Origin of the sequence: Rathayibacter sp. VKM Ac-2835 (assembly GCF_013266705.1) — a bacterium.
Taxonomy (GTDB): Bacteria; Actinomycetota; Actinomycetes; order Actinomycetales; family Microbacteriaceae; genus Rathayibacter.
This window is the reverse complement of the sequence record NZ_JABSNQ010000003.1, coordinates 429,687-443,163: the sequence shown is the minus strand read 5'-3', so window position 1 is coordinate 443,163 and position 13,477 is coordinate 429,687. Positions and strand designations below refer to the sequence as shown.

Here is a 13,477-nt window from a genome sequence, read left to right as displayed (position 1 = left end):
GAGAACGACATGACCGACAGATCCCTCCTCGAGCGCTTCGCCGCCCTCCCCGTCGCCAACGTCGGCGACTCGATGGACCGCCTCGGCGTCGTCGACGCCGCGATCCGACCCGTCTGGCGCGGCGCCCGCCTCGCCGGCCCCGCCTTCACGGTGGAGGTCGCCGGCGGCGACAACGCCGGCATCCACGAGGCGATCGGCCGGCTCAGCCCCGGCGACGTCCTCGTCGTCAACGGCCACGGCGTGCAGGACCGCGCGCTCGTCGGCGAGCTGATCGGCGAGCGGCTGCGCAAGGTCGGCTGCATCGGCATCGTGATCGACGGGGCCCTGCGCGACGTCGACGACCTGGAGGAGATGGGCTTCCCCGCCTTCGCCCGCGCGGTCAGCCCGGCCGGCCCCTACAAGAACGGGCCGTTCCGGATAGGCGTGCCCGTCGCGATCGGCTCGGTCGTGGTCTCCCCCGGCGACCTCGTGCTCGGCGACTCCGACGGCCTCGCGGTCGTCCCGGCCGGCGAGGCCGAGGCCGTGCTGGAGCGGGCGGAGGCCAAGCACGCCACCGAGACCGCGACCCGGAAGAGCATCCTGGCGGGGCCGTGACCGGGGACAGCAGCGCCGCCCGTGACGGCGCCGCCCGGGACAATGGTGGCCATGGCCCAGACTCCCGCGGACGCGTCCGCCTCGACCGTGCGCAGCGTCGACCGCGCGCTCGACCTGCTCGAGCTCCTCGAGCGCAGCCACGCCCCGCTGCGGCTGGTGGAGCTCAGCCGCGGCTCCGGCCTGCAGAACGCGACCGTGCTGCGGATCCTCGGCTCGCTCCAGCACCGCGGCCTCGTCGCCACCGAGAACGGGCTCTACCGGCTGGGGCCGGCGGCGCTCGGGATGGGGCACAGCTACCTCGCCACCGACCCTCTGATCGCCCGGGCTCGACCGGTGCTGCAGCAGCTGGCCGGCAGCACCGGTCTGACCGCCTCGCTCTACGCGCGGATCGGCGACTCCCGGATCCTCACGGTCCGCGTCGACGGGCAGGACCCGCTGCGCTACCAGCTCCCGCTCGGCCGGCGACTCCCGCTGCACGTGGGCGCCGGGAAGAACATCCTGGCCGCCCTGCCGGAGGACGAGCGCGACCGGATCCTCGAGGGGCTCGGCGACACCGACACCGCGGCCGGCGAGCGGATCACGGCCCGGGAGCTGCGCGAGCAGCTCGAGCAGGTCCGCCGCGACGGCTTCCACATCTCCATCAACGAACGCGAGACCGGCGTCGCCGCCGTGAGCGTGCCCCTGCCGGGCGCCTCCGGTGACGTGATCGCCGCGATCTCGGCCTCGGGCCCCCTCGAGACCACCTCCCGCGCCCACCTCGAGGCGCAGGTGCCAGAACTGCGCCGAGCGGCGAACGCCCTCCAGCGCTGATCAGCCGGAGCGCACGAGCGTCCGGCGAAGGAAGGACGCGCGATGCGCATCGGATTCATCGGACTCGGCGAGGCCGGAGCCCTCTACGCGGCGGCCGCCGCGGCCCACGGCGACACGGTCTCGGGCTACGACCCGGCCGCCCCGACCACGCCCGAGGGGGTGGAGCGGACCGCGGACCTGGCGGGCGCCGTCTCCTCCGCCGACCTCGTCGTCGTGCTGACGGCGGCGTCGCTGAGCGAGCGGATCGCGGCCGACGCCGCCCCGCACCTGCGCACCGGCGCCGTCTACGCCGACTTCACCACCGCCTCCCCCGCCACGATGGAGGCGGTCGAGCGGGTGATCGACGCCGCGGGCGCCCGCTTCGCCGACGTCGCGATCCTCGGCCCGGTGCCCGCGAAGGGCGCGCGGACCGAGACCATCGTCAGCGGCGCCGCGGCGGCCGACGTCGAGGCCTGGCTGTCGGCGCTCGGCGCCGAGGTCGAGCGGATCGACGGCCCGGCCGGCGTCGCGACCTCGCGCAAGCTCCTGCGCAGCGTCCTGATGAAGAGCCTCGCGGCGGTCGTCGTCGAGGCCGTCACCGCCGGCCGCGCCGCCGGCTGCGAGCCGTGGGTGCGCGAGCAGATCGCCGCGCAGCTGTCGGGTGACGTCGAGGCGAAGATCGAGCGCTACGAGACCGGCAGCCGCAAGCACGCCGTCCGCCGCAGCCACGAGATGGCGTCCGTCGTCGAGTACCTCACCGCGCTCGACGTCCCGGCCGAGATGTCGTCGGCGTCGGAGCGCTTCCTGCAGCGGCTCGCGGACGAGGAGGCGGGCGGGCGCTGAGGCACGCGGGCGGGCCGACGGATTCCGGCGGTCAGACCCCGAGCCAGTCGAGCGCCCGCCTGAGCAGCCGCAGGTGTCCCGCCGAGGAGTAGGACGCCGCGTCGTGCCCGAGCGCGTCGTACACGGTGCGGCCGCCGCCCTCGCGCGCGAGGGCCCAGGCGATCGGGTGCCGCTCCCCCTCGTGCTCGTGCGTCGCGAGGATCCGCGCGGCCGGCGCGACCTCGAGCCAGGAGTAGCGCTCGTCGTCCACCTCGAAGTCGTCCAGACCCTCGGTGATCTCGTGCGCGTCCTCGGCGATCGCGATGCGCGCGGGCCCGTAGTCCGGATGCAGGGTCGTCCCGCGCACGCAGCGCCCGCCGAGGAGCGCCGCCCACTCCGACGAGTCGCCGAAGCTCGTCGCGCTGACGTGCACCCCGAGCACCGGCACCGCCGCCCGGTCGAGCAGCGCGAGCGCCGCCGCGCCCTCGGCGAGCGGGCTCGCCCCGCCGTCCCGCGGCTGCCCGACGTCGACGACGAGCAGCCCCGGCAGCGGGACCCGCCCGGCCCCGAGCTCGGCGAGCGCCCGGTCGACGTCGCCGCGCACCGCCACCTCGCACCCGCGCGCCGCGAGCAGCCCGGCGAGCGCCGCCGCCGTCTCCTCGAACGGATGCCACGGATCGGCGTACCGCCCGTCCCCCCGCAGCAGCAGGGCGGTCCCGGGCGCACCCCCGGTGCGCGTCGACTCCGTCACGGCTCCCCCTTCCTGCGATCCGCGCAGCGCGCGGGATCGTGCCTCCTCCGAGTCGACCACATCCCGCGCAGCGCATCGCGTCAGTCCGCTCCGTCCCCCTCCCGACATCCGGCGCCGACGCTCCCGCCTCGGGGCCGCCGAAGCCATGGGGCTGCCTAGGGTTGCGTGATGCCTGGGCGTCTCGATCGGATGATGTACGTGGACGACTCGGGCCATCCCGCCTCGGGGCTCGTCGTCTACGGCTGGATCGAGTTCGCTCCCGACCACTGGGCCGGAGTCCTCCGCACCTGGCTCGACCTGCGCAAGCGGCTGTGGCGGGAGTTCGGGATCCCCCACGTGCAGGAGCTGCACACGACCGAGTACGTCAACGGGCGGGGCCGCATCTCGAAGCGGATCCCGGAGAGGCACGTCCACTCGGGCGCGGAGTACTGGAAGGACTTCGGCCGCGAGGTCGCCGTCGAGTGCCTGCAGACCCTCCGATCGATCGAAGGACTCCGGGTCGGAGCCGTCTGGCGGAGAGGCCGGGCGCAGGACATCGCCCGCACGCGGCAGGACACCTACGCGGCACTCGTCACCCGGGTGGAACGAGAGCTCGCCGCCGAGCAGTCCCTCGGCATCATCGTGATGGACGGGAACGGCAGTGACCCGAGCTATCGGTCGACCCATCGGAGCCTGAAGCTCTCGGAACGCCGAGTCATCGAGGATGCGATCCATCTGGACTCCCGCGCGTCCCAGCTCGTTCAGATGGCGGACCTCGTCGCCTGGTCCGCGTACGCCCACATCGAGCGGCACCCCCGCAACCGGTTCGCGTGGAGCTGGTACAGCGATCACCTGAGCGAGCGTGATCCGTCGAGGGCGCCGTGCGAGGTGTAGCAGGTGCCGCGGGAGGCGGACTTAAACAGCGAGACCCCCTTATCCACGTGTGCGGGGGGGTCTGCACCGACGATCATAGATCGCCCGCCGACCACTGTCGAGCCGATGGCCAGGACGACGCCGCCCCTGGCGCGCCGTGCGCCCGGGGTCCCGGTTCGTTCCGGCGCCGGTGATCTCGATGCGCCCGCCGCGCGGGCTACTCGATCGGCACGGGCTGTCAACGCCCTGATGCCGGCGGGGCGGGGCGGCCTACCGTCGTCGGATCCGGGTGAGCGCCCGGGTGCGGACGAGCAGGAGGCGGCATGAGCGCGTACACGGGCGGACGGCGGCGCGGGGGCCCGAGCCTCCACCGGCACGAGGTGGAGGGGGTGCACCGGCTCGAGCACGCGTTCACCAACCTGTTCCTGCTGGAGGAGGGCGGGCGGCTGACCGTCGTCGACGCAGGGCTGCCCGGGACCTGGCCGCACCTCCTCCGGACGCTGCACGTCCTCGGCCGCGGGCTCGCCGACATCGACGCTCTGGTGCTCACGCACGCGCACTTCGACCACCTCGGCTTCGCGCGGCGGCTGCGCGAGCGCGGCGTGCCGGTGTGGCTGCACCCCGCCGACGCCCGGCTCGCCGCGCACCCCTACTCCTATCGCCGGCAGCGCACGCCGCTGCTGTACCCGCTGCGCCACCCGTCGGCCGTCCCGGTGCTGGGCGCGATGGCGCGGGCGGGCGCGCTGCGGGTCCCTCCGCTCACCGGCACGACCGCCCTCGAACCGGGTGCCGTCCTCGATGTGCCCGGCTCGCCGGTCGTGCTCGCGACGCCCGGGCACACCGACGGGCACGTCTCGCTGCACCTGCCCGAGCGCGGCGCGGTGATCGGCGGCGACGCCCTGGTGACGCTCGACCCGTACTCCGCCCGGACCGGTCCGCACCTCGTCGCCCGGGCGGCGACCGCGGACACGGCGGTCTCGCTCGCATCGCTCGACGTGCTGGCGGCGACCGGGGCGGCCGTGCTGCTGCCGGGGCACGGGGTGCCGTGGCGGTCCGGAGTCGCGCAGGCCGCGGACGTCGCCGCGCGCCGGCCGATCGCCTGAGCTCAGTCCTGCGCCCAGCTGGCGAGGTAGGGCAGCCGCCGCTCGAGCGCGAAGACCCGCGACGGCGTCCTGCTCAACGGCGGCGCGATGAGCATGGACCCGCGCGCGGTCACCGAGGACGGGCTGCCGCTGCTGCTCGGCACGCACGTCGCCGCCAGTGCGCGACTGGTCGCGCGGCTGCTGCCCGCACTCGCGGCCACCGCGGCCGAGCACGGCGGCCGGAGCCGGATCGTGCACACGTCGACGGGATTCGTCCAGCAGTTCCCGATGCGCGTCGACGACCTGCGCCGCGTGCCCCGGCTCGGCATCAGCGCCTACACGAAGGCCAAGACGGCGACGGAGATCTGGGCCTTCGAGCTCGACCGCCGGCTGCGGGCCGCGGGGATCCCCGTCGCGTCGATCGTCACCCGGCCGGGAGTGGGCGTCGACGCGAGGACGCCGGAGCGCCCGGGGATCCGCGACGCGACCACCCCCTCTCAGCGCAATCCGTACACGCCGTGGGCGCAGGGCAAGGACACCGCCGCGTGGTCCGCCGTCCGGGCGCTCACCGATCCGCAGCTGCAGGGCGGCGAGTACGTCTCCCCGCGGGGTCGGCTGCGGGGCGCGCCCGTCCTCGTCGCGCCGCCGACCCGGACCGCCGCTCCCCCGGCGGACGCGGCAGACCGCCTCTGGCGCCAGGTCGAGCAGCTCGCGGGGGTCGCGGTCGGCCTCTGAGGCGGCGCGACCCGCACGACCTCGGCTGAGCGTGACGAGCCGCTGCCCGAGCCGGGCCGGCGATCAGGCGGAGAGGCGCGGGTCGATCCCGTACTGGGGCGGGACGCCGAGGTTCTCCCGCAGCGTGGCTCCCGGGTACTCGGTCGGGTAGAGGCCGCGCTGCTGCAGCAGGGGCACCACCTCGTCGACGAAGGCGTCGACGCCGTCCTCGTAGACGTCGGGCGAGATCCAGAAGCCGTCGACCGCGCCGGCCTCCAGCCACTCCTGGATGTGGTCCGCGTGCAGGGCGCCCGGGCCGACGACGGTCGGGTGGTAGTCGATCACGCCGTGCGCGAGGACGTCGCGGGGGGACCAGCCCCGGCGGGCGACGTCGAGGGCGATGCCGGAGCGCGGATCGGCCGGCGACGGCCGGGCCGCCGCGAGCTCGCGCTCGGAGAGCGGCTCGTCGATCCGGTCGGGCGAGAGCGGCACGCCGATCATCGCGCCGAGGTGCGAGAGGCGCGCCTCGATCACGTCGCCGGCCAGCGCGATCCGCCGATCGAGTCCCTCGCGCACGGTCGGCGCGACGGTCGTCATGAGGCCCGCGAAGTACTTGATCTCGTCCGGGTCTCGGCCGGCGTCCTGCGCGGCCCGACGCACGAGCTCCCGCTGCGCGCGGGCCTCCTCGATCGTCCAGACCTCGGCGATGAAGCCGCTGGCGTAGCGGCCGGCGATCGACAGCAGGTGCGGGCTCGGGCCGCCCGAGGTGAACACCACGGGCTGGCCCTGCTCGGACGGCGGGATCGCGAGCGGCCCGCGGGAGGCGACGTGCCGCCCCTGCAGGTCGATCGGCCGCAGCTTGGCCGGGTCGAGGAAGCGGTTCCCGGGCTGGTCCTTCAGCCAGGCGTCCTGCTCCCAGCTGCCCCAGAGCGCCTGGGTGATCTGGATCGCCTCGTGCGCGCGCTCGTACCGCTCGTTGCGCTCCGCGACCGGACGGCCGTAGTTCGCCGCGACCGCCGGATCGCTCGTCGTCACCGCGTTCCAGCCGGCGCGGCCGTGGCTGATCACGTCGAGCGCCTTGAACTGCCGGGCCAGGTTGAACGGCTCCTGGAACGTGGTCGACCCCGTCGCGACGAAGCCGATGCGCTCGGTCGCCCGGGCGATCGCCGTGAGCGAGACGATCGGGTCGAGGACGTTGCTGATCGTCGAGTGCTCGAGGTCGCCGCGCACGGCCGGGAAGTCGGGCGTGAAGAGGAACGCGAAGAGGCCTCGCTCCGCGGACCGCGCGTACCGGATGCTCACGTCGATGTCGGCGTAGGCGCCCGGGTCGACCCCGGGCGCCCGCCACGCGCCGTGGAGGTTGCCGTAGCCGTCGGTCAGGGTCATCCCGAGGAGGACGTCGCGCCCCGTCAGGCGAGTGCTCGCGGAGAGGTCGGGGGTGGTCACTCCGACTCCGTTCCGGAGGGAAGAGAGGTCGCGGTGCGGGTGTGCCGCGGGAGGAGGAGCGCGAGCACGAGGGCGACGACCGCGAGAGCGGCGCCGACCGTGAACGCCGCTCGGGCGCCGGCGGCGATCGCGGCGGGATCGGCGCCACCGGCGGTCGCGCTGAGGACCCCGATGAGCACGGCGAGACCGGCCGCGCCACCGAGCTGCTGGATCGTGTTGAGCGCCGCGCTGCCGTGCCCGGCGAGGGAGCCGGGCAGCGCGCCGAGCGACATCGTGAAGATCGCGACCCAGGCGAACGCCTGCCCGGCGCAGATGATCACGAACGTGGCGAGGACCACCCAGACGGACGTGTCCTCGGTGAAGGTCGTCAGGAAGCACCATCCGGCGGCGACGACGAGCGCCCCGGGGATCGCGAGCCCGCGGGCTCCGAGCCGGTCGTAGCAGCGGCCGACCAGCACCGACACGATCCCGATCGTCGCGCCGCCCGGCACCATCAGCAGTCCCGTCTCCAGCGAGCCGAGGCCGAGGGACTCCTGCAGCACGAGCGGGAGCACGGTGGCGAGGCTGAACGCGCCCATCACCAGGAACACGAAGACGATCACGGGTCGGGTGAACGCGGCGTAGCGGAAGATGCGCAGGTCGAGGACCGCGGCGTCGCGGCGCTGCAGCCGCAGCTGCCGCCAGACGAACGCGGCGATGCCTGCCACGCCCAGGGGGAGGGCGATCCAGGTGGCCGCGGAGACGCCCTCGCCGGCGGACTCGCCCGCGCTCGCGAGTCCGTAGACGAGTGCGCCGAAGCCGATCGCGGAGAGCAGCAGCGACAGGGAGTCGAACCGGGTGCGCCGCGGCGTGGTGAGGTTCGGCATCGTGATCGCGCCGAGGACCAGGCCGAGGATCGACAGCGGCAGGATGAGGAGGAACAGCCACCGCCAGCCCAGCTGCGCCATCACCAGACCGGAGAACGCCGGGCCGAGGGCGGGCGCGACGGCGGTCACGGCGGTGACCAGCGCCATCATCCGCCCCCGCCGGGACGGCGCGACGAGGCCGATGGACGTCGTCATCAGCAGCGGGACCAGCACGGCCGTCCCGAGCGCCTGCACGATCCGCCCCGTGAGCAGCAGCTCGAAGCCGGGTGCGACGGCCGCGATCGCGGTGCCGAGGGTGAACAGGCCGACACTGACGAGGAAGATCGTCCGCAGGTGGAAGCGCTGCATGACCCAGCCGGAGGTCGGGATGAGCACCGCGAGGGTGAGCGCGTAGCCGGTGGTGAGCCACTGCCCCGTCGTCGCCGTGATCCCCAGGTCGACCATGATCTGCGGCAGCGCGACCCCGATGACCATCTCGGACAGGAACGCCACGAACGCGGAGAACACCAGGACGGAGATCGTCAGGATCTCGCCGCGGGACAGCCGCGTCGCCGGCTCCGCCCCGGTGCGGTCCGGAGGGACGGCGATCGAGTCCGTGTCGGGGGTGAAGTGGACGTCAGTGGTCATGAGGGGTCGGCTCCGGAGCAGTCGCGCGGACGTTCGGCGGGACGCCCTCCTGAGGACCTCCCGGATCGAGCACCGCTCCGTCGGAGCGCTCGTCAGCGACCAGTCTGAACCTTCACACTAGTGAGAAGGTCAAGCCGGGCGGCGGATCCGATTCAGCTCGCCTCGCGCTGCGACGACAGGACTCCGGCCGCCGTGAGGGCCTCGAGATAGCTCGTCAGGGCGTCGCGGTTGTGGGTGAGGAAGTCGATCTTCTCGCTCATCCGGTCGCGCTCGGTCTCGAGCAGCTCGACCAGGCCGGGCTCGGCGTTCTCCACGACGATCGTCTGCGGCTGCCCCAGGCAGGGGAGGATGCTCGTCACGATCCGGGTGGGGATGCCCGCGTCGATCAGGCCCCTGATCTTGCCGACGCGATCGATCAGGTAGTCGTCGTACTCCCGGTAGCCGTTGTCGAGTCGCCGCGGGGTGATCAGGCCCTGCTCCTCGTAGTAGCGGAGCATCCGGGACGGCACGCCCGTCCGCTTCGAGAGCTCTCCGATGCGCATGCACCCTCCTCCGTCGCCTTGACCTTCACACTAGTGCGAAGGTTCATCATGGAGAGCATGTCCATCGAACGAGAAGAAGAACGTCTGAAGATCGGGATCATCGGCGCCGGCTCCATCGGCTCCACCATCGCCCGCCGGCTCGCCCGGCGCGGGCACGACGTCGCCATCGCGAATTCGCGCGGCCCGGAGACCATCGGCGACGCGGCCCTCCGGACGGGAGCGCGAGCCGTCACCGCCGCCGAGGCCGCCAGGGGGGTCGACGTCCTGATCGTCTCGGTCCCGATGAACCGCAACGCCGACATCGCGGAGCACGTCCGCTCGGCACCGGAGCGTGCGGTGGTGATCGACACGTCGAACCACTACCCGGTGCGCGACGGCTCGGTGCGGGAGTTCGAGGAGGGCGTCCCCGAGAGCGTGTGGCTGTCGGAGCTGTTCGGCCGCCCGGTCACGAAGGCGTGGAACGCGATCACCTCGCAGTCCTTCGACGCGAAGGCGACCGAGGCCGGCGACCCTCGTCGTGTCGCGATCCCCGTGGCGGCCGACCGCGACGACGACCGCCGGCTCGCGATGCGGCTCGTGGAGGAGACCGGCTTCGACGCCGTCGACGCCGGGGTGCTCGCCGAGTCCTGGCGCCAGCAGCCCGGCTCCCCCGTCTACTGCACCGACCGCACGCGCGCCGAGATGCCGGACTGGCTGGCGGCGGCCGTGCAGGAGCGGGTCCCCCAGCGCCGCGACCTCGCGATGGCCGTCATCGGCGACTACATCGAGGCGGGCGGCGACGCCACGGACGGCAGGTTCCTGGTGGCCGTCAACCGCGCCAGCTACAGCTGAGGCTCCGGTAGCGGCTCTCGGAGGGGCCGCGGCTCTCGGAGGGCCCGCCTCAGAACGACGGCGTGCGGGCGATCCACCCCGTCGCCTCCTCCAGGGCGCGGGTCACCGCCAGCAGCTGAGCCTCGCGGCCGTGGCGGCCGACGACCTGGACGCCGACGGGGAGGCCGTCGGGGGTGAAGCCGGCCGAGGTGACGACGACCGGGTGGGCGGTCAGCGTCAGGCGGTTCGCGAGCATCTGCCAGGTGAAGTAGCGGTCGAAGGCGCGGCCGTCGACCGACGGCACCCACTCGAGCTCCGCGGGCGGCGCGACGACGGGGGTCGCCGGCAGGACCAGCACGTCGTGCGTCTCGAGGACGCGGGCGGTGTCGCGGAAGAGGCGGGTGCGGCGCTCGTAGGCGTCGGCGAGCTGGGTCGCGGTCGTCGCGCGGCCCTGCTCGACGTTGCGGACGTAGTCGGGGCGGAAGCCGGTGGCCCCCGCGTCGACGGCGTGCCGGCCGCCGAGGAAGAACTCGAAGGTCTCGATGGTCTCCCAGGCCTCGTCGGCGCCCGCGAAGTCGGGCTCGTCGGCCTCGAGCACGGCGCCGAGCCCGGCCAGCTGCGCGGCGAACGCGGCGTGCACGGCGCGCACCGCGGGGTCGATCGGCAGCCCGCCGGCGTCCTCGCTCCAGGCGATCCGCAGGCCGTCGACCGCGACCGGGCGCGCGGCGTGCACGGGCAGCGACGACAGCGGCCAGACGCCCTTCTCGACCGAGAGCGCATCGAGGAAGAGGGCGGCGTCGGCGGAGTCGCGGGCCATCGGCCCGGTCACGCCGTGCGGGGTCCAGGCGTTGCCGGTGCGCCCGCTCGCCACCCGGCCGGGGCTCGGCCGCACGCCGACGACGTTGCAGAACGCGGCCGGGTAGCGCAGGCTCCCGCCGCTGTCGGAGCCGTCGGCGATCGGCAGCATCCGCGCGGCGAGGGCGGCGGCCGCGCCTCCGCTCGACCCGCCGGCGTGGCGCGAGAGGTCCCACGGGTTCACGGTGGTGCCGAAGACCGGGTTGAAGGTCAGCACCCCCTGGCCCATCTCGGGGGTGTTGGTCTTGCCGATGATCAGGGCGCCGGACTCGCGGAGGAGCGTCGCCAGGACGCTGTCGTGCGCGGCGGGTGCGGCGTCGGCGAAGGCGGCCGAGCCGTTCGTCGTCGGGAAGCCGGCGACGTCCATCAGGTCCTTCACCGCGGTCGGCAGGCCGTGCAGCGGGGGCAGCGGCTCGCCGGCGGCGAGCGCCTCGGCGGTGCGCCGGTCGGCGGCCTCCGCGGCGGCGAGCGAGACCGAGTCGGGCTGCTGAGAGACGACGGCGCGGATCGACGGGTTGCGCTCCTCGATCCGCTCCAGGTGCGCGCGCATCACCTCGACGGCCGAGACCTCGCGGGAGGCGACGGCCGCCGCGAGCGCGACGGCGCTGCTGTCGGCCAGGTGCTCAGCCAGGCCCGCCATCAGCGCCCGCCCTCGTGCCCGTGCTGCTGCTCCGCGTGGTCGTGCCCGCCGTGGGCGTCGGAGGCGGCGTCCGTGTGGCACGCATGCGCCTCGCCGGAGCCCCCCGGCGCGCAGTGCGCCGACTCCGACGCCGGCACGTCCAGCGACGGGTTCCGGTCGAAGAAGCCGTCCGGCTCGAGCCGCAGGCTGATGCGGTCGACGGGCATGATCGGCCACTGCTCCGGCCGCGGGAAGTGGTGCACGCCGAGGACCGGCCAGAGCACGAGGCGCTCGTTCTCGAGCGAGCGGTCGGCCTGCTGCCAGATGTGCACGCCGTCGTCGCCGAGCTCGCCCTGGTTGGGGTACTCGCCGGCGATGAAGCGCTGCTCCGGATCGAACGCGCTCGCCCAGAGGTGCTGCCCGACGAAGGGCGCCTTCCGCTCGACGACGCTGCCCGGGCGGGCGTAGAGCTGCGCGGTGTTCTGCAGCGCCAGGCGGTAGGCGGTCGCCTCGCCGTAGCGGTTCTGCGCCGACTCGCTCTCGATCCGCCAGTGCAGCGCGCGCGACGGGTCGGCGCGGCGGGCGGCCACCGACTCCGAGGCCAGCGGCGTCTCGACGGCGAGGCAGGCGTTGCCGTACGGGTTGGTCGTCTCGTCGGGGTCGGCCTCGGCGTGCACCTCGACCAGGCGGTTGAGCGGGCCGTCGATCGCGGTGTCGAGGCGGACCGCGAAGTAGTGCTGGTGGATCGGCGCCTGCACGTTCGGCGCGACCATCCGGCCCGAGCGCGGCGACTCGCCGTCGGCGATGCCGCTCACCGACATCAGCCCGGTCAGCTTCACCTCGAGCTCCACCGAGCCGTCCTGGTAGAGGGACCAGTAGAAGCCGTAGTCGTAGTTCGCGACGGTCGCGAAGCTCGAGATCACCAGGCGGCGGCTGCGGCGCACCTCGGCGCTGCCGGTGCGGGTGTTGACGTGCTTCCAGAGGATCGAGTCGTCCTCCTCGTGCAGGCAGATGCCGTTGACGATGGTCTGCGGCTCGCCGTGGCCGTCGAGGTAGTCGACGTCGAAGTAGCGGATCTCGCCGAGGCAGTCGCAGCCCAGCTCGAGGCTCGCGGTGAGCGGGCCGGCGCCGTACTCGCCCCAGTCGAAGAAGTTCTTGCGGTAGGCGGTCGGGTCGCTGTCGAGATACGGCACGTACATCTCGTTGACGGCGGCGCGCGCCAGCACCGGGCGCTCGACGTCGCCGTCGCGGTAGGTCAGCTCGTGCAGCACGAGGCCCTCGCGGTGGCTGAAGCCGACGCGGAACGACCAGTTCTGCCACTCGACGCGGTGCCCCTCGATCGCGAAGCCGGGGCCGTCGGCCTGCACGATGTCGAGCTTCGACACCTCGCGGTCGGGGCCCCAGGTGCCCGCGGTGTAGACGCCGGTCTCGCTCGCCATCGGGATCACGCCGTGGTCCTCGATCCGGATCACCTCGAGCGTGTCGAGGTCGAGGATCGGCACGAGGCCGGCGACCGGGCGGGCGTAGCCGTTGTCCTCGGGGAACTCGCGGTACCAGACCGTGCCCCAGCTGAGCCGGCGGTCGGCGAGGTCGTCGGGGACGAAGCCGGTGATCGACTCCGGGTCGACCCAGACCAGCGAGGTGTCGGTGATGCCGCGGAGCGCGAGCGCCTCCTTCAGCAGGGGCGAGTTCCGGGCGGCCTGGGCGATCAGGCGCGCCTCGTCGCTGGAGACGCCGGGGCGGCGGTGGTCGACGTCGGTCCAGACCTCGACGATCGCCGGACTGTCGGGGCCGGCGGTCCAGCCGCGCACCTCCCAGGCCGCGCGGGCGTCGGGGTCGAGCACGACCAGTCGCACGGGTCGGGCGCCGCCGGGCGCGATGCCGCGGGCCTTCTCCTCGTCGAGGCTGATGCCCCAGAACCGCGGCCGGGCGCCGATGCGGTCGCTCGCGCGGACGGCGGCGACGAACGAAGCGATCTCGGCGGCGGCGAGGGGGTCGAGCACGTGGGAGTGGGTGGTGAGGGTGGCGGTGGTGCTCATGGCGGCGGCGGTCCTTCGGTTCGGGGCGTCAGGCGTGCGGAAGAAGAGGGGAGTTCAGAGGGAGGGGAA

Annotated in this window: 13 protein-coding genes; 7 read left to right on the top strand and 6 right to left on the bottom strand. The window is 74.0% G+C overall.

What is annotated here, in order from left to right; translation table 11 throughout:
• Positions 1-9: 9 nt before the first annotated feature.
• Genes HRK28_RS15820 through HRK28_RS15810 form a run of 3 tightly spaced genes read left to right on the top strand, consistent with a single transcriptional unit; the run spans position 10 to position 2,226 of the window.
• Positions 10-594 carry a methyltransferase gene (locus HRK28_RS15820; protein WP_173252298.1) on the top strand — a complete coding sequence of 195 codons (585 nt, stop codon included), beginning with the start codon at positions 10-12 and terminating at the stop codon, positions 592-594.
• Between the two features lie 51 nt (positions 595-645).
• A complete protein-coding gene (locus tag HRK28_RS15815; protein WP_173252297.1) occupies positions 646-1,404 on the top strand; it encodes an IclR family transcriptional regulator in 759 nt (252 codons plus the stop codon).
• A gap of 42 nt (positions 1,405-1,446) precedes the next feature.
• The gene (locus HRK28_RS15810) at positions 1,447-2,226 is read left to right on the top strand and encodes an NAD(P)-dependent oxidoreductase (protein ID WP_173252296.1); all 780 of its coding nucleotides are present in this window, start codon (positions 1,447-1,449) and stop codon (positions 2,224-2,226) included.
• A 31-nt stretch (positions 2,227-2,257) separates the two neighbouring features.
• Here the strand turns inward: HRK28_RS15810 and HRK28_RS15805 are convergent, their stop codons facing one another.
• Entirely contained in the window at positions 2,258-2,956 is a 699-nt protein-coding gene (locus tag HRK28_RS15805; RefSeq protein ID WP_367948445.1) for a ThuA domain-containing protein, read from the bottom strand.
• Positions 2,957-3,124: 168 nt separating this feature from the next.
• On the opposite strand from HRK28_RS15805, the gene HRK28_RS15800 reads away from it, so the two are divergent.
• The 3 genes from HRK28_RS15800 to HRK28_RS15790 all read left to right on the top strand — a co-directional run bounded on the left by HRK28_RS15800 (position 3,125) and on the right by HRK28_RS15790 (position 5,625).
• Positions 3,125-3,829 carry a DUF3800 domain-containing protein gene (locus tag HRK28_RS15800; RefSeq protein ID WP_173252294.1) on the top strand — a complete coding sequence of 235 codons (705 nt, stop codon included), beginning with the start codon at positions 3,125-3,127 and terminating at the stop codon, positions 3,827-3,829.
• Positions 3,830-4,131: 302 nt separating this feature from the next.
• Positions 4,132-4,911 carry an MBL fold metallo-hydrolase gene (locus tag HRK28_RS15795; RefSeq protein WP_173252293.1) on the top strand — a complete coding sequence of 260 codons (780 nt, stop codon included), beginning with the start codon at positions 4,132-4,134 and terminating at the stop codon, positions 4,909-4,911.
• A gap of 87 nt (positions 4,912-4,998) precedes the next feature.
• Positions 4,999-5,625: a hypothetical protein gene (locus HRK28_RS15790; protein ID WP_173252292.1), complete on the top strand. Its 627-nt coding sequence runs from the start codon at positions 4,999-5,001 to the stop codon at positions 5,623-5,625.
• A 63-nt stretch (positions 5,626-5,688) separates the two neighbouring features.
• Here HRK28_RS15790 and HRK28_RS15785 read toward each other — a convergent pair whose 3' ends face one another.
• The 3 genes from HRK28_RS15785 to HRK28_RS15775 form a co-directional block, all read right to left on the bottom strand.
• Complete coding sequence (locus tag HRK28_RS15785; protein ID WP_367948444.1) at positions 5,689-7,050, bottom strand: NtaA/DmoA family FMN-dependent monooxygenase; 1,362 nt, start codon at positions 7,048-7,050, stop codon at positions 5,689-5,691.
• Positions 7,047-8,543: a DHA2 family efflux MFS transporter permease subunit gene (locus tag HRK28_RS15780; protein ID WP_173252291.1), complete on the bottom strand. Its 1,497-nt coding sequence runs from the start codon at positions 8,541-8,543 to the stop codon at positions 7,047-7,049. Before HRK28_RS15780 ends, HRK28_RS15785 begins: the two co-directional genes overlap by 4 nt.
• A gap of 152 nt (positions 8,544-8,695) precedes the next feature.
• On the bottom strand, positions 8,696-9,085 hold the full coding sequence (locus HRK28_RS15775) for a MerR family transcriptional regulator (protein WP_160086437.1): 390 nt from the start codon (positions 9,083-9,085) through the stop codon (positions 8,696-8,698).
• Positions 9,086-9,142: 57 nt separating this feature from the next.
• Here HRK28_RS15775 and HRK28_RS15770 point away from each other — a divergent pair, with 57 nt between their 5' ends.
• The gene (locus HRK28_RS15770) at positions 9,143-9,916 is read left to right on the top strand and encodes an NADPH-dependent F420 reductase (protein ID WP_160086435.1); all 774 of its coding nucleotides are present in this window, start codon (positions 9,143-9,145) and stop codon (positions 9,914-9,916) included.
• 49 nt (positions 9,917-9,965) lie between these two features.
• Here the strand turns inward: HRK28_RS15770 and HRK28_RS15765 are convergent, their stop codons facing one another.
• Together HRK28_RS15765 and HRK28_RS15760 are read right to left on the bottom strand one after the other, a co-directional pair.
• Positions 9,966-11,390 carry an amidase gene (locus tag HRK28_RS15765; RefSeq protein ID WP_173252290.1) on the bottom strand — a complete coding sequence of 475 codons (1,425 nt, stop codon included), beginning with the start codon at positions 11,388-11,390 and terminating at the stop codon, positions 9,966-9,968.
• Entirely contained in the window at positions 11,390-13,408 is a 2,019-nt protein-coding gene (locus HRK28_RS15760; RefSeq protein WP_173252289.1) for a primary-amine oxidase, read from the bottom strand. The genes HRK28_RS15765 and HRK28_RS15760 overlap by 1 nt, the downstream gene beginning before the upstream one ends.
• Positions 13,409-13,477 lie beyond the last annotated feature (69 nt).

Excerpts from the sequence above, each read along its gene's own strand:
- HRK28_RS15810 (WP_173252296.1), top strand. The coding sequence starts at position 1,447 with ATGCGCATCGGATTCATCGGACTCGGCGAGGCCGGAGCCCTCTACGCG.
- HRK28_RS15775 (WP_160086437.1), bottom strand. The coding sequence starts at position 9,085 with ATGCGCATCGGAGAGCTCTCGAAGCGGACGGGCGTGCCGTCCCGGATG.
- HRK28_RS15770 (WP_160086435.1), top strand. The coding sequence starts at position 9,143 with ATGTCCATCGAACGAGAAGAAGAACGTCTGAAGATCGGGATCATCGGC.
- HRK28_RS15765 (WP_173252290.1), bottom strand. The coding sequence starts at position 11,390 with ATGGCGGGCCTGGCTGAGCACCTGGCCGACAGCAGCGCCGTCGCGCTC.
- HRK28_RS15820 (WP_173252298.1), top strand. The coding sequence starts at position 10 with ATGACCGACAGATCCCTCCTCGAGCGCTTCGCCGCCCTCCCCGTCGCC.
- HRK28_RS15795 (WP_173252293.1), top strand. The coding sequence starts at position 4,132 with ATGAGCGCGTACACGGGCGGACGGCGGCGCGGGGGCCCGAGCCTCCAC.
- HRK28_RS15815 (WP_173252297.1), top strand. The coding sequence starts at position 646 with ATGGCCCAGACTCCCGCGGACGCGTCCGCCTCGACCGTGCGCAGCGTC.
- HRK28_RS15790 (WP_173252292.1), top strand. The coding sequence starts at position 4,999 with ATGAGCATGGACCCGCGCGCGGTCACCGAGGACGGGCTGCCGCTGCTG.
- HRK28_RS15780 (WP_173252291.1), bottom strand. The coding sequence starts at position 8,543 with ATGACCACTGACGTCCACTTCACCCCCGACACGGACTCGATCGCCGTC.
- HRK28_RS15800 (WP_173252294.1), top strand. The coding sequence starts at position 3,125 with ATGCCTGGGCGTCTCGATCGGATGATGTACGTGGACGACTCGGGCCAT.
- HRK28_RS15760 (WP_173252289.1), bottom strand. The coding sequence starts at position 13,408 with ATGAGCACCACCGCCACCCTCACCACCCACTCCCACGTGCTCGACCCC.